The organism is Streptomyces sp. NEAU-174, from assembly GCF_052665095.1.
On sequence record NZ_JBQTCE010000025.1, the window covers coordinates 1 to 21,417 of the forward strand.

Here is a 21,417-nt window from a genome sequence, read left to right on the forward strand (position 1 = left end):
AGACCAGCGTGGCGGGCAGCCGCAGACCGGTGGCGGCGCTCAGCCGGTTCCGCAACTCCACGGCGGTCAGCGAGTCGAAGCCCAGTTCCCGGAAGTTCTGGGTGGGGTGGACGGCATCCGCCGTGTCATGGCCCAGCACCGTCGCCGTGGCGTTGCGCACCAGCTTCAGGAGCGTCTGCTGCCGGTCCTCCCCGGACATGGCGGCGAACGCCTCCGCCGGTGCCGCCCCGCCCGAGGCGATGGCCCCGGTGGCCGCCTGCGGGGCGGCGCCGCGCACCAGGCTCCTGAAGAGGGGCGGCAGATCGTCGGCGTGGGCCTCACGCCGCATGGTGGCCAGGTCGAGCCGGATGGGCGCCAGGGTTGGCAGGCCGCTGTCGAGCGCGATGTCGAGCAGTGCGAGACCCTGTTCGGTCTCCAGCCCCACCATCCCGGCTCGTGCCAGCCGCGCCCGGTCGGCGTCCGTCATCCCCCCGGTCATCCCGGTGGCTTGGGCCCAATATCCCCAGGCCAGGGAGGTGGCGGGCAGGCCCTGGGCATGACGGTGCACGGCGAGCGCGTCCAGGAAGGCGTTGGCCGCCGCGTAGTTGCCCTGGCCCGCGGCGCCCAGCAGCCCGGCGGCCGCGGAGAACAACACGAACGCCGACAGCCCGGTGTCGCGGGTGAGCTCATGCAGATTCCACGCCGCGTCGGCCTTCGCCCGCAACACCTCATCGAGCTGGTCGGGCGTGAGCGCCTCCACCGTGGCATCGCGCAGCAGCCCGGCGGCGTGGACGACGGCGGTGAGCGGATGGCGGTCCGGAACGGTCTCCAGCAGCTTGGCCAGGGCGGCCCGGTCGGCCGCGTCACACGCCGCGATGGAGACATGTGCGCCGAGTTCGGTCAGTTCGGCCGCCAGTTCCGCGGCCCCCGGGGCGTCGGGGCCCCGACGGCTGATGAGCAGCAGCCGCCGTACGCCGTGGTGGGCCACCAGATGGCGGGCGGTGGCGGCGCCGAGGGTGCCCGTGCCACCGGTGATGAGGACCGTGCCCTCCGGATCGAGGGCGGTGGGGAGCGTCAGCACGATCTTGCCGATGTGGCGGGCCTGGCTGAAGTAGCGGAATGCCTCCGGAGCCCTGCGGATGTCCCACAACGTGGTCGGGAGCGGTTGTAGCGTCCCGTTCTCGAACAGCGTCGACAACTCGGCCAGCATCTGCTGGATACGGTCCGGACCCGCCCCGCCGACCAGGTCGAACGCGCGGTAGACGACCCCCGGATGGCGAGCGCCGACCTCCTCGGGGTCGCGGACGTCGGTCCGGCCCATGTCGATGAAGCGACCGCCGGGGGCCAGCAGCCGTAACGACGCGTCCATGAAGTCACCGGCCAGGGAATTGAGCACCACATCGACGGATCCGGCGGCGGTGCGGAAGACCTCCTCGAAGTCGAGGGTGCGCGAGGAGGCGATATGACGGTCGTCGAAACCGCGCTCCCGCAGGGCGTGCCACTTCGCGGGTCCCGCCGTGGCGAACACCTCGGCTTGCCAGTGGCGAGCCAGCTGCACGGCCGCCAGCCCCACCCCGCCGGTGGCCGCGTGCAGCAGCAGCTTCTCCCCGGCCCGCAGCCCCGCGAGATCGGCGAGACCGTAGTAGGCGGTGAGGAAGGCGGACGGTGTGGTGGCCGCCTGTGCATAGGACCACCCCGCGGGGATCCGGGTGATCATCCGGACGTCGGTGACGACCAGCGGTCCGGTGCCGTTGAACAGGCCCATGACCCGGTCGCCCACCGCGAACTCTTCGGTGCCGGGCCCCACTTCGACGACCACGCCCGCGCCGTCGCCGCCCAGTGGCCTGGGGTCCTCCACCATGCCCAGGGCCACGACGACGTCATGGAAGTTCACCCCGCCCGCCCGAAGCGCCACCCGGACCTCGCCCCGGCCCAGCGGGCGGGTGTTGTCCGGACAGTCGACCAGCGCCAGCTGGTCCAGGCTGCCGTGGCCGGTCAGCCCCAGACGCCACGTGGCCGACCCCTCCGGCGGGGCGAGCCGCTTGGCCGCGTCGTCGTGGACCAGCCGCGGTACGTACGCCACCCCGTCGCGCAGCGCCAGCTGGGGCTCGCCCGAGGCCACGGCGCCGGCCAGGGCCCGCCGCGAGTCGTCCCGTGTGTCGGGGTCGAGTCCGTCGAGGTCGAGTCCGTCGGGATCGAGTCCGTCGAGGTCGAGCAGCAGGACCCGGCCGGGGTTCTCCGACTGAGCGCTGCGCACCAGACCCCACACGGCGGAGGCGGGCAGATCGTGGACATCGTCATGGCTCTGCGGGGCGACCGCCCTACGAGTGACCACCGCCAGCCGGGTGTCGGCGAATTCGGGCGCGGCGAGGAACTCCCGCAGTACCCCGAGGGCCGCCCTGCCCAGGTCATGGGCGCGCTCCGCCGGATCGTCCCGGCCGTCGGCGGAAGAGCCGAAGAAGGCGAACACCACATCGGGGGCCGGGGACCCGTCCGCCATGGCCGCGCGCACCGCCGCGAGATCCGGGAGGTGGGAGGCGTCGGGCAGCGCGTCGGCCAGGGGACCGCCCTCCGGGCCGATCACGGCACAACGGCCCGCGGAGCCGCCCTCGGCCGGTGTCACCCGCGTCCAGACAGGCTGGAACAGCGAGTTCCTGCCCGCCGCACGCGCCCGGCCCAACTGCTCGTCCGGCACCGGGCGCAGGATCAGGTCGTCCACAACGGCCACGGCCGCGCCGGTCGGATCGGCCGCGAGCAGGGTGAGCCGGTCCGATGCCGTCGGGGTGATGCGGATCCGCAGGGTGTCCGCGCCGGTGGCGCGCAGCCGCAGACCACTCCAGGTGAACGGGAGCAGGATCCGGTGCGCGTCCTCGGAGCCGGGGGCGACGTCCAGAGCACGGGCGTGCAGCGCGGCGTCGAACAGGGCGGGATGGATGCCGTACGCGGCCGCGCCCTCGCGCTCCCCTTCGGGCAGGGCCACCTCGGCGTAGACATCGCCGTCCAGCCGCCACGCGGCGGTGAGGCCCTGGAAGGACGGTCCGTAGTGGTAGCCGTGGTCGGCGAGCTGCCGGTAGAAGTCCTCGACGGGCAGCGGTGTCGCCCCGGGAGGCGGCCAAGCCCCCTCCATAGCCGTGGAGTTGGACGCGGCGGAGGTGGCGAGCGCCCCGGTGGCATGCCGGGTCCAGGCCGCGTCGCCGGCGTCGCCCGCCGGCCGTGAATGCACCGTGATCGGACGCTCACCGGTGTGGTCGGGAGCGGCCACGGCGATCTGCACATCGACCGCCTCGCCCTGCGGAATCACCAGTGGTGCGTGCAGAGTCAGCTCCGCCACATGGTCACAGCCGGTCCGCGCGGCCGCGTGCAGGGCGAGCTCGGCGAAGGCGGTGCCCGGTAGCAGGACGGTGTCCAGCACCCGGTGGTCGTTCAGCCATGGATGAGTCCGCGGCGACAGCCGGCCGGTCAGCAGATGGGTGCCGCCCTCCGCGAGTTCCACGGCGGCGCCGAGCAGCGGATGCTCGGCGGACCCCAGCCCGAGGTCGCCCGGGTCGCCACTGTGGCCACCCCGCCCGTCCAGCCAGTACCGCCGCCGCTGGAAGGCGTAGGTGGGCAGGTCGATGGTGCGGGGTGCGGGGTCGGCGGGGAACCAGCGGGTCCAGTCGACCTCGACCCCGGCGGTGAACGCCTGCGCCACCGACCGCAGCAACTGGGCGTGGTCGCCGTGGTCCCGGCGCAGGGTCGGCACCGCGGCCGCGGGCACACCGGCTTCCTCGAAGGTCTCCTGCATGCCGATGGTGAGGACGGGGTGGGTGCTGGCTTCGATGAATACGCGGTGGCCGTCGTCGAGGAGTGCTCGTACGGCGTCGGCGAAGCGGACGCGTTCGCGGAGGTTCTTGATCCAGTACGTGGTGTCGAGCTTGCTGGTGTCCATGCGGGTGCCGGTGACGGTCGAGTAGAACGCCACCTCGGCCTGGACGGGCTCGATCCCCGACAGCAACTCCCTCAACTCGTCTGCGATTTCGTCGACTTGGGCGCTGTGGGAGGCGTAGTCCACGTCGATGAGTCGGGCGCGGTGGCCTGTTTGTTCGCATGCGGTGACGGTGTGGGCGACCTGGTTCGGGGGTCCGGAGACGACGACGGAGCCGGGTCCGTTGACGGCGGCGATGCCGACGTCGCGGGCTGGTTCGCCGAGGCTGGTGAGGAGTTCTTGGGTTTGGTGTTGGCTGAGGGTGAGGGAGGCCATGGCGCCGTGGCCGGCGAGGCGGCGGAGGGCGTGGGCGCGGAGGGCGACGATGCGGGCGCCTTCGTCGAGGGAGAGGGCTCCGGCGACGCAGGCGGCGGCGATTTCGCCTTGGCTGTGGCCGACGACGGCGGTGGGGGTGATGCCGTGGTGGTCCCATACGGCGGCCAGGGAGACCATGACGGCCCACAGAACCGGCTGGACGACGTCGACGCGGGCGAGGTCGGCGGCGTTGATTCCGCCGCGCAGGACTTCGGTCAGGGACCAGTCGACGTGGGGGGTGAGGGCTTGTTCGCATTCGGCGACGCGGGCGGCGAAGACGGGTGAGGCATCCAGCAGCCCCGCGCCCATGCCGAGCCATTGGGAGCCCTGGCCGGGGAAGACGAGGACGGGTCCGATGCCGCCGCTGGTGGTGGTGTTGGGTTCGATGATGGTGGGGTGGGTGGTGCCGGTGGCCAGGGCGTTGAGTCCGGTGAGGAGTTCGTCGCGGTGTTCGCCGACGATGACGGCGCGGTGGTCGAAGACGGACCGGGTGGCGATCAGTGACCAGCCGACTTCCGCCGGCGATACCTCGGGGTCGGTGGCCACTCGTTCGGCCAGTGCGCGTGCCTGACCACGCAGCGCCTCGGCGCCACGGCCGGACACCACCCACGGCACCACACCACCCGCCGAAACACCGTCGCCGTCGCCGTCGGTCGGCACCGTCGCGACGGATGGCGCCCCGGCGGGGGCGGGTGCCTGCTCCAGGATCAGATGGGCGTTCGTACCGGAGATCCCGAACGCGGACACACCGGCCCGGCGCGGACGCTCCCCGCGCGGCCACGCGACCGGCTCGGTCAGCAGCCGCACCGCACCCGACGCCCAGTCGGCGTGCGGCGTCGGCTCGTCGATGTGCAGCGAGGCGGGCAGCAGCTCATGCCGCATCGCCATCACCATCTTGATCACACTGGCCGCACCGGCGGCTGCCTGCGTGTGCCCCAGGTTGGACTTGATCGAGCCCAGCCACAGCGGCCGGTCCTCCGGCCTGCCCTGGCCGTACGTGGCCAGCAGCGCCTGGGCCTCGATCGGATCGCCGAGGGTGGTCCCGGTGCCGTGTCCGTCGACGGCGTCCACCTCGGCGGTGGACAGCTGCGCGTTGGCCAGGGCCTGCCGGATCACCCGCTGCTGCGACGGCCCGTTCGGAGCCGTAAGACCGTTGCTGGCCCCGTCCTGGTTGATCGCGGAACCCCGGATCACCCCGAGGACACGGCGGTTGCGGCGCTGCGCCTCACACAGACGCTCCAGGACGACCAACCCGGCGCCCTCGCCCCACCCCGTGCCATCGGCGGCCGCCGCGAACGGCTTGCAGCGGCCGTCCGGTGCCATGCCGCGCTGACGGGAGAACTCGATGAACGCGCCGGGCGTCGCCATCACGGCCACCCCACCGGCCAGCGCCAGATCGCATTCGCCGTGGCGCAGCGCCTGACACGCCAGGTGGATGGCGACCAGCGACGAGGAACACGCGGTGTCCACCGTGACCGCGGGCCCCTCCAGGCCGAGCGAGTACGCCACCCGCCCGGACACCACACTGCCGAGGTTCCCGGGGCCGACATAGCCCTCCACCTCGCTGGTGATGTCACCGATGACCGACAGATAATCATGCGAACCCACCCCGGCGAACACCCCGGTGTTGCTGCCGCCCAGCGCCGCCCGATTGAGCCCAGCGCGTTCGAACGCCTCCCACGCGGTCTCCAGCAGCAGCCGCTGCTGGGGGTCCATGGCCTGGGCCTCACGGGGGCTGATGTCGAAGAAGGCCGCGTCGAACTCGGTCGCGTCGTAACAGAATCCGCCCTGGTCCACATACGACTTCCCATAGCTTTCGGGATCCGGGTCGAACAGCTCCTCAACGCCCCAACCCCGGTCCGCGGGAAAGCCGGAGACGGCGTCCTCGCCGTCCCGCACCAGCCGCCACAGCTCCTCCGGCGACCGCACCCCGCCCGGATAGCGGCAGGCCATGCCCACGATCGCGATGGGCTCCGGCTCGGCGGACTCGGCCTCCCGCAGACGCTCACGGGTCTGGCGCAACTCGGCCGTGACCCACTTGAGGTGGTCGAGCAGCTTCTCTTCGTTCGACATCTAGCGGAGGCTCCTTGGCGCGTCGCGGAGGATGGGGGTCATCGGGCTCACGACTTTCCGAGCTCGTCGGACTTCCCGAACTCGTCGGAGATGAGGTCGAAGATGTCTTCTGCCGTCGCCGTCTCGAGATCGCTGTGGGCCGCGGAACGCTCCGTTTCCCGTTCCGTGTCGCTCCACTTGGCCAGCAGCAGCCGCAGCCGCCCGGTGATCCGGCGACGGGCCGCCTCGTCCACCGCCGATGGCTCCGAGACCGAGTCCCACCGGTCGAGCTCCGAGAGCAGATGTCCCTCGGAGGTCAGCTGCCCCTCGACGAGCCGCTCGCGCAGATAGTCGGCCAGCTCCTTGGGGGTGGGGTGGTCGAAGACGAGGGTGGGCGGAAGGTCGAGCCCGGTGGCGGCGGAGAGCCGGTGCCCGAATTCGACGGCCGTGAGGGAGTCGAACCCCAGCTCCTGGAACGGCTGGGCGGGTGGGACCGCGTCGATGCTCGGATGGCCGAGGATCGCGGCGGCGTGCGTCTGGATGTGATGGAGCAGAAGCTGATGCTGCTGGGCGGGGGAGCCGGTGGTCAGCTGCCGCTGAAGCGAGCCGCTCAACGTCACGTCGGCGTCCGGGGTGGCATCGGCGCCCGGCGACGCGGTGGCGGCCAGGTCGGACAGCAGCGGGCTGGGCCGCTGCGCGGTGAAACCGGCCGGGAACCTCTCCCAGTCGATGTCCGCGATGGTGATCGTGGTGTCGGCGTGGTCCAGGGCGTGCTGGAGCGAGGCGATGGCGAGATCGGTGTCCAGGGGACGCATCCCGCGCCGGCGGTAGTAGTCGATGACGGCCTCGTCGGCGGCCATGCCCGCATCGCTCCACGGCGCCCAGGCGAGGCTGGTGGCGGGCAGGCCACGGGCGCGGCGGTGCTCGGCGAGGGCGTCCAGATAGGCGTTGGCGGCGGCGTACGAGGGCTGTCGGCTACCGCCCCACGCGGCCGCGCCGGACGAGAAGAGCACAAAGGCGCTGAGGTCGAGGTCTCGGGTGAGCTCATGGAGATGGGCGGCCGCGAGCGCCTTGGGCCGCAGCACCGCCGCGATCCCCGGAAGGTCCAGCTCGGCGAGCGGGGTGTTCTCCGCGAGCCCGGCGGCGTGGACGACGGCGGTAAGGGGGTGTTCGGCGGGGATGGTGCCGAGGAGATGCCGGAGTGCGGTGCGGTCGGCCACGTCGCAGGCCGTGATGGTGACGTCCGTGCCCAACACGGTGAGTTCTTGGGCGAGTTGGGTGGCGCCGGGGGCGTCGGGGCCGGAGCGGCTGACGAGGTGGATGCGGGGTGCGCCTTGGCGGGCGAGCCAGCGGGCCACATGGGCGCCAAGACCGCCGGTGCCGCCGGTGATCAGAGTCGTACCGGCGGGGCGCCACGCGGTGGGCGCGGTGTCCGGGCAGGCGGCGCGCTCCAGCCGGCGGGCCAGGGCGGTGGCGCGGATCGCCACCTGGTCCTCGGGCTGACCGGGCGCCAGTACGGCGGCGATACGGGCGGGGGTACGGGCGTCCACGTCGGCCGGGAGGTCGATGAGACCGCCCCAGAGGTGGGGGTGCTCCAGCGCCGCGACCCGGCCCATACCCCAGATCTGAGCCTGGTGCGGGTGGGGGAGCGGATCGGTGGCGGTGGCGGCCACCGCACCCTGGGTGACGCACCACAGGGGCGCGATCGGCGGCGTCTTGCCGAGGGCCTGGACAACGGCGGCCGTGGCGGCCAGCCCGGCGGGGACGGACGGGTGATCGGGGTGCGGCGTCTGGTCGAGCGCGAGCAGACTCAGAATGCCCTCGGGTGTGCTGCCGTCGGGGAGATGTGAGAGCAGTGGGGCGAGGGCGTCACGTCGGGCCTCCGCGCCATCGAGCGACAGGACTTCATGGGCCGCGCCATGGGCGTCCAGCGCCTGGACGGTGGCGTGGACGGCCGGGTGCTCCTCCAGCCCGCAGGGCACGAGCAGCAGCCAGGTTCCGCTGAGCGCCGGCGCGGCGGCGGGGTCCGGCAGCTGCTTCCACGCGATGCGATAGCGCCAGGAGTCGATGGTGGACCGTTCGCGGTGCCGACGCCGCCAGGTCGACAGTACGGGGAGCGCGGGCAGCAGCGCGTCGACGCCGGGGCCGTCCTTGTCCAGCTGGAGTGTGCTGGTGAGGGCATCGACGTCGAGCTCCTCGATGGCGTCCCAGAGCCTGGCCTCGGCCGGGTGGTGGCCGTTGAGACGGCCGTCGGCGCGCGGGGCGGGCGGGGCGAGCCAGTAGTGCTGGTGGTGGAAGGCGTAGGTGGGGAGGTCGATGGTGCGGGGGGTGGGGGTGGCGGGGTACCAGCTGGTCCAGTCGATGGTGGTGCCGTGGGTGTGGAGTTGGGCGAGGGTGTGGGTGAGGGCGTGGGTGTCGGGTTGTTTGTGGGTGAGGGTGGAGGTGATGAGGGGTGTGGGTCGGTCGGTGGGGTTTTCGGTGGTGTGGTGGTGGAGGGTGTGGTGGGTGGCGGTGGCGAGGGTGGGGTCGGGGCCGAGTTCGAGGTAGACGGCGGTGTGGGGTGTGGTGTGGGTGATGGCGGGGTGGAAGTGGACGGGTTGGCGGATGTGTTGGGCCCAGTACTCAGGCGTCGCGATCTGCTCGCCCGCGGGTTCTCCGGTGAGGTTGCTGATGAGGGGAATGGTGGGCGGGTGGTAGGTCAGCCCGCTGATGGCTTCCTTGAAGGGTTCGAGGATGGGGTCCATCAGGGGGGAGTGGAAGGCGTGGCTGACGGTCAGTGTCCTGGTTTTGCGGCCCTTGGCCGCCCAGGTGGCGCTGATGTCGGCGATGAGGTCGGCGGGTCCGGAGATGACGGTGTTGCCGGGGGTGTTGAGGGCGGCGATGCTGACCTGGCCGTTGTGCGCGGTGAGGTCGTGGGTGAGTTCGTCGGGGGTGGCGGCGATGGTGGCCATGCCTCCGCCCTCGGGAAGCCCTCCCATGAGGGTGGCGCGGGCGGCGACGAGGTGGCAGGCGTCGGGGAGGTCGAAGACCCCGGCGATGTGGGCGGCGGCGATTTCTCCGATCGAGTGTCCGATGACGGCGTCGGGTCGTACGCCGACGGAGTCGAGGAGTCGTGCCAGGGCGATGTGCAGTGCGAACAGTCCGGCCTGGGCGTACGTCGTGTGGTCCAGTAGCGCCGCCTGTTCGGGGTCGCGGCTGAAGACCAGTTCCCGTAGCGGGTGTTCCAGATGCGGGTCGAGCAGACCGCACACCTCGTCGAAGGCTTCGGCGAAGACGGGGAAGCGGTCGTAGAGTTCGGCGCCCATGCCGGGGCGTTGGCTGCCCTGTCCGCTGAACAGGAACACGGTCTGACCGGTGGACTCGGCCGTCTCCCCGGGGTGTACGAGACCCGGGTGCGGTTCTCCGGTGGCCAGTGCCTCCAGCCCGGCCACCAGCTCTTCGCGGTCCTGCCCGATGACCACGGCGCGGTGGTCGAAGAGCGTCCTGGATCGCAGCAGGGACCAGCCCACCTCCGAGGCGCTTACCTCGGGCTCGCCGATGATGTGCCCGGTCAGCGCCCGCGCCTGGCCTCGTAGCGCCACGGCGCTCTGTGCGGAGATCACCCAGGGCACCACACCAGCGGCGTCCGATACGGGAGCGGGCTCCATCGGCTCGGGGGCCTGCTCCAGGATGAGATGGGCGTTCGTACCGGAGATGCCGAAGGAGGAGATCCCCGCCCGGCGGGGCCGCTCGCCGTGCGGCCATGGGATGGATTCGGTGAGCAGGCGCAGGTCGCCCGCGCTCCAGTCGACATTCGGGGTCGGTTCGTCGATGTGCAGTGAGGCGGGCAGCACGCCGTGGCGCATCGCCATCACCATCTTGATGACCCCGGCCACTCCGGCGGCGGCCTGGGTGTGGCCGATGTTGGACTTGATGGAGCCGAGCCACAGCGGCTGGCTCTCCGGCCGTTCCTGGCCGTACGTGGCCAGCAGTGCCTGCGCCTCGATCGGATCGCCGAGGGTGGTCCCGGTGCCATGTGCCTCGACGGCGTCCACGTCGGACGGTGACAGCCGGGCGTTGGCGAGCGCCTGCCGGATCACCCGCTGCTGCGAGGGCCCGTTCGGCGCGGTCAGGCCGTTGCTGGTGCCGTCCTGGTTGACGGCGGAGCCACGGACGACGGCCAGCACCCGGTGGCCGTTGCGCCGCGCGTCCGACAGCCGTTCCAGCAGGACGAGACCAACGCCCTCGCCCCACACCATGCCGTCCGCCGCGGCCGCGAACGGTTTGCACCGTGCGTCGGGCGCCAGACCGCGCTGGCGGGAGAACTCGATGAACGCGCCCGGGGTGGCCATCACCGTCACCCCGCCGGCCAGGGCCATCGTGCATTCGCCCTGCCGTAGGGCCTGGGATGCCAGATGCATGGCCACGAGCGAGGACGAACAGGCGGTGTCCACCGTGACCGCTGGCCCTTCGAGGCCGAAGGAGTAGGCCACCCGGCCGGACACCACACTGCCGATATTGCCCGTGGCGACATAGCCTTCGACGTCGCTCGCCGTATCGCCGGTGAGGGAGATGTAGTCCTGGGACGTCACCCCCGCGAACACGCCCGTGTCGCTGCCCGCGAGTGTGTCCCGGTCCAGGCCCGCGCTCTCGAAGGTCTCCCACGCGGTTTCCAGGAGCAGTCGCTGCTGCGGGTCCATGGCGACCGCCTCGCGCGGGCTGATGCCGAAGAACGCGGGATCGAACTCGGCCGCCTGGTAGAGGAATCCGCCCTCGCGGACATAGCTCGTACCCGAGCGGTCGGGATCGGGGTCGTAGAGCGCGTCCAGATCCCAGTTGCGGTCGGTGGGCATCTCCGCGATGGCGTCGCGATGGGCCATGACCAGGTCCCACAGCTCCTTCGGGGAGTGTGCGTCGCCGGGGTAGCGGCAGGCCATGCCGACGATCGCGATCGGCTCGTCCTGGGCGGCTGCGGTGGTCGGGGTGTGAGCGGTGACGGCCATCTGCTGACCAGTGAGTTCGGCGCGCAGATACGTGGCGAGGGCGTTGGGCGTGGGGTGGTCGAAGACGAGCGCGGGCGCGAGGTCGATTCCGGTGGCGGTGGCGAGCTGGTTGCGCAGCTCCACGGCCGTCAGGGAGTCGAACCCGAGCTCCTGGAACGGCTGGCCGGGCGGGACGGCGTCCGGTCCGGAATGCCCCAGGACCGAGGCCGCGAGGGACTGGATCCGCTCGAGGAGGAGCTGGTGCTGCTGCTCGGGTGTGGCGGCAGCGAGCCGCTGCTGGAGCGAGGTGCCGACGGACGTGTCCGTGGACGTACCCGTGGTTCGCCCGGTGGGGTCCTCGGCGGCCGTGACCAGCTCGTCGAGAAGGGGGCTGGGGCGCTGCGCGGTGAACGCCGTCGGGAACCTCTCCCAGTCGATGTCCGCCACGGTGACCGTGGTGTCACGGTGGTCCAGGGCGTGCTGGAGCGATGCCACGGCCAGTTCGGGGCTCAGCGGGGACAGCCCGCGCCGTCCGTAGAACGCGAGCGCGGTCTCGTCGGCGGCCATGCCCGCGTCGCCCCAGGGGCCCCAGGCGAGGCTGGTGGCGGGGAGTCCCCGGGCGCGGCGGTGTTCGGCGAGCGCGTCGAGATAGGTGTTCGCGGCGGCGTAGGCTCCTTGCCGACTGCCGCCCCACGCGGCAGCGCCGGACGAGAAGAGCACGAAGGCGCTGAGGTCGAGCCCCTGCGTCAGCTCATGCAGATGGGCGGCGGCCAGGGCCTTGGGCCCGAGCACATGCTGTAGTCGCTCCGGCCCCAGATCGGCGATGAGCTCGGTGTCCGACGTTCCGGCGGCGTGGATGACGGTGGTGAGGGGGTGTTCGGCGGGGATCGTGTCGAGGAGGCGCTGGAGAGCGGCCCGGTCGGAGGCGTCGCAGGCGGTGATGGTGACGGTCGTGCCCAGGTCGGTGAGTTCTTGGGCGAGTTGGGTGGCGCCGGGTGCGTCGGGGCCGGAGCGGCTGATGAGGTGGAGATGGGGCGCGCCGTGGCGGGCGAGCCAGCGGGCGACATGGGCGCCCAGACCGCCGGTGCCGCCGGTGATGAGAGTGGTGCCCGTGGGCTGCCAGGTCCTGGGGGCAGTGGTGGGCGTACCGGCCCTACGGAGGCGCCGGGCGTAGCTGCCGGTGGCACGGATGGCGGTCTGGTCCTCCGGCCCACCGGGGGCGAGCAGGGCGGCCAGGCGGTCCGCGGTGTGGTGGTCGATGACGGTCGGGAGGTCGATCAGGCCACCCCAGCGGCGAGGGTGCTCCAGGGCCGCGGCGCGGCCAAGTCCCCAGGTCTGCGCCTGCCGCGGGCTGGGGAGCGGATCGCCGGGACCGGCGGCGACGGCGCCTTGAGTGAGGCACCACAGGGGCGCCGGGATCTCGGCGTCGCCGAGGGCCTGGACGAGCACGGTGGTCGCGGCCAGCCCGGAGGGCACGGCGGCGTACAGGGGGTGCGGCTCGTCGTCGAGGGCGAGCAGGCTCAGCACTCCGACGGGTTCGCCCTCCGTGGCCAGACGCGTGAGGTGGTCCGCCAGGGCGTCGCGATCAACGGTACGGGCATCGAGCACATGGCGGAGCGGAGTGGCGCCGTGGCTGGTCAGGGTCTGTGCGGCGGTTGCCACGGCAGGGTGGTCGGCCTGGCCCGCGGGGATGATCAGCAGCCAGGTGCCGGTGAGGTCCGGACGCGTGGAAGGAGTGGGAAGGCGCTTCCAAGTGGTCCGATATCGACATGAATTGATGACCGACCGCTCCCGGTGCTGTCGCCGCCAGGCGGACAGCGTCGGGAGAACAGCGCCCAGCATGGGCTGCTGATCCGCCGGTGAGTCGATGGTCGCCGCCAGAGCTTCCAGATCCTCGCGCTCCACCGCCTCCCAGAACTCCCTGTCGACCAGAGCCGCTGTCTCGATGGGCTCCGGTCCGGAGGGGGTGGCGGACGACAGCCAGTAGTGCTGGTGGTGGAAGGCGTAGGTGGGGAGGCCGATGGTGCGGGGGGTGGGGGTGGCGGGGTACCAGCTGGTCCAGTCGATGGTGGTGCCGTGGGTGTGGAGTTGGGCGAGGGTGTGGGTGAGGGCGTGGGTGTCGGGTTGTTTGTGGGTGAGGGTGGACGCGATCAGTGGCGTGGGTCGGTTGGTTTCGGTGGTGTGGTGGTGGAGGGTGTGGTGGGTGGCGGTGGCGAGGATGGGGTCGGGGCCGAGTTCGAGGTAGACGGCGGTGTGGGGTGTGGTGTGGGTGATGGCGGGGTGGAAGTGGACGGGTTGGCGGATGTGTTGGGTCCAGTAGTCGGGGGTGGTGATGTGTTCGTCGGCTGGTTGTCCGGTGAGGTTGCTGATGAGGGGGATGGTGGGCGGGTGGTAGGTCAGTCCGCTGATGGCTTCCTTGAATGGCGCCAGGATTGGGTCCATCAGGGGGGAGTGGAAGGCGTGGCTGACGGTCAGTGTCCTGGTTTTGCGGCCCTTGGCCGCCCAGGTTGTGCTGATCTCGGCGATGAGGTCTACGGGTCCGGAGATGACGGTGTTGCCGGGGGTGTTGAGGGCGGCGATGCTGACCTGGCCGTTGTGTGTGGTGAGGTCGTGGGTGAGTTCGTCGGGGGTGGCGGCGATGGTGGCCATGCCTCCGCCCTCGGGAAGCCCTCCCATGAGAGTGGCGCGGGCCGCGACGAGGTGGCAGGCGTCGGGGAGGTCGAAGACCCCGGCGATATGGGCGGCAGCGATCTCCCCGATCGAATGCCCGATGACGGCGTCGGGTCGTACGCCGACGGAGTCGAGGAGTCGTGCCAGGGCGATATGCAGTGCGAACAGCCCGGCCTGGGCGTAGGTGGTGTGATCCAGCAGCCCGGTACGCTCCGGATCGCTGTCGAAGACCACCTGCCGTAGCGGGTGTTCCAGATGCGGATCGAGCAGACCGCACACCTCGTCGAAGGCTTCGGCGAAGATGGGGAATCGGTCGTAGAGTTCGGCGCCCATGCCGGGGCGTTGGCTGCCCTGTCCGCTGAACAGGAAAACGGTCTGACCGGTGGGCTCGGCCTTCTCCCCGGGCTCCACCAGGCCCGGATGCGGCTCTCCGGCGGCCAGCGCCTCCATCCCGGCCACCAGCTCTTCGCGGTCCTGGCCGATGACCACGGCGCGGTGGTCGAAGAGCGTCCTGGAGCGCAGCAGGGACCAGCCCACCTCGGCAGCACTCACCTCGGGGTCGGCGTTCACCCGTTCGGCCAGCGCCCGCGCCTGGCCTCGTAACGCCTCCGTACCGCGCGCCGACACCACCCACGGCACCGGCCCGCCCATCGGCTCCGCCGAGTACGCCTCGACGGCTTCGGCCGCCTCGGGCGCCTGCTCCACGATGACATGCGCATTGGTCCCGCTGATGCCGAAGGACGAGACCCCCGCTCGGCGCGGATGCTCGCCCCGCGGCCACTCCCGTGCCTCGGCCAGCAGACGGACATCGCCCGCGTTCCAGTCGACATTCGGGGTCGGTTCGTCGATGTGCAGTGAGGCGGGCAGCACCCCGTGGCGCATCGCCATCACCATCTTGATGACCCCGGCCACTCCGGCGGCGGCCTGGGTGTGGCCGATGTTGGACTTGATGGACCCCAGCCACAGCGGACGCCCCTCGGGCCGCTCCTGCCCGTACGTGGCCAGCAGCGCCTGCGCCTCGATCGGATCGCCGAGCGTGGTTCCGGTGCCGTGTCCCTCCACCACATCGACCTCTGCCGGCGACAGCCGGGCGTTGGCGAGCGCCTGGCCGATCACTCGCTGCTGCGAGGGCCCGTTCGGCGCGGTCAGCCCGTTGCTGGTGCCGTCCTGGTTGACCGCGGAGCCACGGATCACGGCCAGCACCCGGTGGCCGTTGCGCCGCGCGTCCGACAGCCGTTCCAGCAGCAGCAGCCCGGCGCCTTCGCCCCAGCCGGTGCCGTCGGCCGCCGACGCGAACGGCTTGCACCGGCCGTCGGCCGCCAGACCGCGTTGCCGGGAGAACTCGATGAAGGTGGTCGGCGTGGCCATCACCGTCACGCCACCCGCCAGCGCCATCGTGCACTCGCCCTGTCGCAGCGCCTGGGCGGCCAGATGCATGGCCACCAGCGAGGACGAGCACGCCGTATCCACCGTCACCGCGGGGCCCTCGAGGCCGAACGCATACGCCACCCGGCCCGACATGACACTCGGCGTACCGCCCGCGAGCAGATACCCCTCGACCTCCCGCGCCGAGGAGTTGCCGGAGGCGCCGTAGCCCTGATAGGTGCCGCCCGCGAAGACGCCGGTGGCGCTCCCGGCGAGCGTGTCCCGGTCCAGGCCCGCGCTCTCGAAGGTCTCCCACGCGGTTTCCAGGAGCAGCCGCTGCTGCGGGTCCATGGCGAGCGCCTCACGCGGGCTGATGCCGAAGAACGCCGCGTCGAACCCGGCCGCGTCGTGGAGGAAACCGCCCTCGCGCGCATAGCTGGTGCCCAGACGCTCGGGGTCGGGATCGAAGAGCGTGTCCAGGTCCCAGCCGCGGTCGGCGGGCATCTCCCTGATGGCGTCCCGGCCCGCGACGACCAGTTCCCACAGCTCCTCCGGAGAGCGCACGCCGCCCGGGTAGCGGCAGGCCATGCCGACGATCGCGATCGGCTCGTCGTCGGCGGCCGCGGACGACGTGTGGGTGGTGACGGCGGCCTTCTCCCCCGTGAGTTCGGCGCTCAGATATGTGGCGAGCGCGTTCGGCGTCGGATGGTCGAAGACCAGCGCCGGAGCGAGAGCGAGGCCGGTCGTGGCGGCGAGCTGATTGCGCAGCTCGACCGCGGTGAGGGAGTCGAAGCCCAGCTCCTGGAAGGGCTGCCCCGGGGGGATCGCGTCCAGGCCGGAGTGGCCGAGGATCGTCGCGGCCAGGGTCTGGATATGGCGGACCAGGAGCTGATGGCGCTGCGCGGCGGGCGCCGCGCTGAGCTGTTGCCGCAGCGGATTGTCGTCGGCCGCGATGGCCGTGGACGTGGCGGGCTCCGCGCTCGACGGCATCAGCCGGGTGAGGAACGGGCTCGGGCGCTGCGCGGTGAACGTACGGCCGAACCTCTCCCAGTCGACATCCGCGATCGTGACGGCGGTGTCGTCGTGTGTCAGCGCGTGTTGCAGCGACGCGATGGCGAGGCCGGTCGGGAGCGGGGAGAGCCCCCGCCGCTCGAGGTGGGAGAGCGTGTGCTGGTCGGCGGCCATGCCCGCCTCGCCCCACGGCCCCCAGGCGAGGCTGGTGGCGGGCAGACCCCGGGCGCGGCGGTGCTCGGCGAGCGCGTCCAGGTAGGTGTTCGCGGCGGCGTAGGCGGCCTGTTGCCCACTGCCCCACGTCGCGGCGTTCGACGAGAAGAGTACGAAGGCCGTGAGATCGAGGTCCTGGGTGAGGTCGTGCAGATGCGCGGCGGCCAGCGCCTTGGACCGCAGAACGGGCTGCAACCGCCCGGGGTCCAGCTCGCCGATCTGCCCCAGTTCCATCGTGCCGGCGGTGTGGATGACCGTGGTGAGGGGGTGTTCGGCGGGGACGGCGTCGATGAGCCGCCGGAGCGCGGCGCGGTCGGAGACATCGCAGGCGGTGATGGTGACGTCTGTCCCCAGCGCGGTGAGCTCCTCGCTGAGCTCGGCCGCGCCGGGCGCGTCGGGCCCGGAACGGCTGACGAGGTGGAGACGGGGTGCGCCCCGGTCGGCCAGCCAGCGGGCGACCTGAGCGCCGAGACCTCCGGTGCCACCGGTGATGAGCGTGGTGCCCGACGGCTCCCAGGGAGCGGGGGCGGGGACGGTGTCGGCGGCGGGCACACGCGTGAGGCGGCGTGCGTACGTACCGGTGGTGCGAATGGCGACCTGGTCCTCGGCCTGCCCGGGGGCGAGCAGGGCCGCCAGCCGACCCGCGGTGTGGTGGGTCATGGTGACGGGCAGATCGATGAGACCGCCCCAGCGCTGCGGATGCTCCAGCGCGGCCACGCGGCCGAAACCCCAGATCGGCGACTGCTCGGGGTGGGGGAGGAGGTCGCTGCGGCTGGTGGCGACGGCGCCCTGCGTGACACACCACAGGGGCGCGCTGAATCCCGCGTCGATTCCTGCGTCATCGAGGGCCTGGAGGAGGGCGGTGGTGGCACTGAGCCCGGCGGACACCGCGGAGTGGCCGGCGAGCGGTTCCGTGTCGAGGGCGAGCAGGCTGATGACCCCGGCGGGCTGGGACTCCTCGGTCAGCTGGTCGAGACGTTCGCGGAACGTGGCGCGATCGACGTGATGAGCTTCGACCGCGTACGGGAGCGCCGTGGCGCCGTGCGCCCGCAGCGCCTGGAGGGTGACCTGGACTGTGGTGTGCTCCTCCTGCCCGGCAGGGACGACCACCAGCCAGGTGCCGGTCAGGGCCGGGGCGGCCGGGTCGGGGAGCTGCTGCCACGTGGCCCGGTAGCGCCAGGAGTCCACGGTGGAGCGTTCACGGTGCTGACGCCGCCAGGCGGACAGTACGGGGAGTGCGGGCAACAGGGCGTCGATGCCGGGGCTGTCCTTGTCCAGCTGGAGTGTGCTGGTGAGGGCGTCGACGTCGAGCTCCTCGATGGCATGCCAGAGCTGCGCCTCGGCCGGGTCCCCGGCAGCCCCCTCGAAGCTCGTACGGGCGGCGGGCGGGGCCAGCCAGAAGCGCTGGTGCTGGAAGGCATACGTCGGCAACCCGACGACCCGGGGGGCCGGGTCGGCCGGGAACCAACTGGTCCAGTCGACATTGACACCGACGGTGTGCAGCCGGGCGAGCGTGTGGGTGAGGGCCTGCGCGTCGGGCTGCTTACGGGTGAGGGTGGACGCGATCAGCGGCGTCGGTCGGTCGGTTTCGGTGGTGTGGTGGTGGAGGGTGTGGTGGGTGGCGGTGGCGAGGGTGGGGTCGGGGCCGAGTTCGAGGTAGACGGCGGTGTGGGGTGTGGTGTGGGTGATGGCGGGGTGGAAGTGGACGGGTTGGCGGATGTGTTGAGCCCAGTACTCAGGCGTCGCGATCTGCTCGTCGGCTGATTGCCCGGTGAGGTTGCTGATGAGGGGAATGGTGGGCGGGTGGTAGGTCAGCCCGCTGATGGCTTCCTTGAACGGCGCCAGGATCGGGTCCATCAAGGGGGAGTGGAAGGCGTGGCTGACGGTCAGTGTCCTGGTCTTGCGGCGCTTGGCCGCCCAGGTGGCGCTGATGTCGGCGATGAGGTCGGCGGGTCCGGAGATGACGGTGTTGCCGGGGGTGTTGAGGGCGGCGATGCTGACCTGGCCGTTGTGCGCGGTGAGGTCGTGGGTGAGTTCGTCGGGGGTGGCGGCGATGGTGGCCATGCCTCCGCCGGTGGGGAGTCCTCCCATGAGGGTGGCGCGGGCGGCGACGAGGTGGCAGGCGTCGGGGAGGTCGAAGACTCCGGCGATATGGGCGGCGGCGATCTCCCCGATCGAGTGCCCGATGACGGCGTCGGGTCGTACGCCGACGGATTCGAGGAGCCGCGCCAGGGCGATGTGCAGTGCGAACAGCCCGGCCTGGGCGTAGGTGGTGTGGTCCAGTAGCGCCGCCTGTTCGGGGTCGCGGCTGAAGACCAGTTCCCGTAGCGGGTGTTCCAGATGCGGATCGAGCAGACCGCACACCTCGTCGAAGGCTTCGGCGAAGACGGGGAAGCGGTCGTAGAGTTCGGCACCCATACCGGGGCGCTGGCTCCCCTGTCCGCTGAACAGGAACACCGTCTGCCCGACCACCTCGGCGGCCCCGCCGGGGTGCACCAGGCCCGGATGCGGCTCTCCGGCGGCCAGTGCCTCCAGCCCGGCCACCAGCTCTTCGCGGTCCTGGCCGATGACCACGGCGCGGTGGTCGAAGAGCGTCCTGGAGCGCAGCAGGGACCAGCCCACCTCAGCGGCACTCACCCCCGGGTCGGCGTTCACCCGTGCCACCAGCGCCCGCGCCTGGCCCCGTAACGCCTCCGTACCGCGCGCCGACACCACCCACGGCACCGGCCCACCCACCGGCTTCGGCGACTCCACCGGCTCCGCCTCGGCGACCCCCTCCGGGGCCTGCTCCAGGATCAGATGGGCGTTCGTCCCGGAGATGCCGAACGACGAGACCCCCGCCCGCCGCGGATGCTCGCCACGCGGCCACTCCCGCGCCTCGGTCAGCAGATGGACATCGCCCGCGCTCCAGTCCACATGGGGCGTCGGTTCGTCGATGTGCAGTGAGGCCGGCAGTACCTCGTGGCGCATCGCCATCACCATCTTGATGACCCCGGCCGCACCCGCGGCCATCTGCGCATGCCCGATGTTGGACTTGATGGACCCCAGCCACAGCGGACGTCCCTCGGGCCGCTCCTGCCCGTACGTGGCCAGCAGCGCCTGGGCCTCGATCGGATCGCCCAGCGACGTACCCGTACCGTGTGCCTCCACCGCGTCCACCTCGGACGCCGAAAGCCGGGCGTTGGCGAGCGCCTGCCGGATCACCCGCTGCTGCGAGGGCCCGTTCGGCGCGGTCAGCCCGTTGCTGGAGCCGTCCTGGTTGACCGCCGTGCCCCGGATCACGGCCAGGACCTCGTGGCCGTTGCGCCGCGCGTCCGACAGCCGTTCCAGCAGCAGGACGCCCACGCCCTCGGCCAGGGTCATGCCGTCGCTGTTGGCCGAGAACGCCTTGGACCTGCCGTCCGGCGCGAGCCCCCGCAGCTCGCTGAAGCCGATGAACGGTGCGGTCGAGGACATCACGGCCACGCCCCCGGCGAGCGCCATATCGCATTCGCCCTGCCGGATCGCCTGGCAGGCCAGATGCATGGCCACCAGGGAGGAGGAGCACGCGGTGTCCACCGTCACCGCGGCCCCTTCGAGACCGAGGGTGTACGCCACCCGGCCGGACACCACGCTGGCGGAATTGCCGATGGTGAAGTAGCCGGCCGAGCCCTCGGGCACCTGGGAGGCGTCGGAGCAGTAGTCGAGGTGATCGCAGCCGATGAAGGTGCCGGTCCGGCTGCCCCGCAGCGACTCCGGGTCGACCCCGGCGTGCTCGATGGCCTCCCAGGACGCCTCCAGGGCCAGCCGCTGCTGCGGCGCCATCCCAAGGGCCTCGCGGGGGCTGATGCCGAAGAACGTGGCGTCGAATCCCGCGGGGTCGTCGATGAAGCCGCCCTCGCGCGTATAACTCGTCCCCGGATGGTCCGGGTCGGGGTGGAAGAGGTTCTCCAGATCCCAGTTGCGGTCGGTGGGGAGTTCCGAAATGGCGTCCCGCTCCGTCGCGACCAGTTCCCACAGTTCTTCGGGGGACCGTACGCCGCCGGGGAAGCGGCAGGACATTCCCACGATGGCGACCGGCTCATGCCCCGCGGACTCGACATCCTTCAGACGGCGCTGCGTCTGCCGGAGATCCGCCGTCACCCGCTTCAGATAGTCGAGCAGCTTCTCTTCATTGCTCGCCATGGTCGGCCACCCCCACTTCCCTCGGTCCGGAATGCTGAACGCTATTGGCGGCGGCAGTCGTAACTGCCTTGCAAAGTACTTCCGTCGGGGAAGGTGAAGCTCGTGGTGTCCTTGAAATGCCCTGGTCCGAGCACCTGGTAGTCATCCTTGAGGTCCAGCTTCACGCCCGTCGTCTGCCCGGAGGCATTCGGTGTGATCACCTGGGTGAGGGGCCCCTTGAATATCAGGTGGCCGTCCTTCCAGCCGGACGAGGTGTAGTTTCCGGAGGAACCCCAGTTGTCGTGGTACTGGGTGATGAATGTCCCGTCCACGGGATTCCAGCCGAAGGACGAACGGCCGACCACGCTTCCGGGTTCGAGCGTGGCGTCCGTGTAGAGGTAATGCCCGCCCAGGGCCCGCTTGGTGTTCAGCTTCAGCACCGCCGGCTTTCCGCCCGGCGGTGGGGTGTAGTCGCAGGTGTAGGAGCCGAGCAGAAAGTCCAGGTCGCGGATCTGCGGGGGAGCGGGGAGCGGATTCCTGCCGCGCGGCGGTTTGGCTCTGGTATCGGGCTCGGCGTTCACCGGGGAGACGGTGAGCGCGATCAGGCTCACCGCGGCCACGCCCACGACACCGGCCGGGACCTGCCGGGTCCACCTCCTCCGCCGCGCCGTGCCCCGCGGTTCCCGTTCCTCCGAGCTTTCGGTACGCACACTCGACTCCCAACCGTCAATCGGGCGCTGACCT

At 71.6% G+C, this 21,417-nt stretch carries 2 protein-coding genes and 1 pseudogene; all 3 read right to left on the reverse strand.

Annotation, left to right across the window (positions count from 1 at the left end; translation table 11 throughout):
- The coding region (locus tag ACT2CW_RS44900) for an SDR family NAD(P)-dependent oxidoreductase (RefSeq protein ID WP_445520755.1) at positions 1-6,331 on the reverse strand (6,331 nt) is incomplete at its 3' end.
- Between the two features lie 47 nt (positions 6,332-6,378).
- Positions 6,379-20,754, reverse strand: a pseudogene (locus ACT2CW_RS44905) (type I polyketide synthase); the annotation flags it as partial.
- Positions 20,736-21,383, reverse strand: a complete 648-nt coding sequence (locus tag ACT2CW_RS44910) for a hypothetical protein (RefSeq protein WP_445519692.1) — start codon at positions 21,381-21,383, stop codon at positions 20,736-20,738. The pseudogene ACT2CW_RS44905 and the gene ACT2CW_RS44910, both read right to left, overlap by 19 nt.
- Between the last annotated feature and the right edge of the window lie 34 nt (positions 21,384-21,417).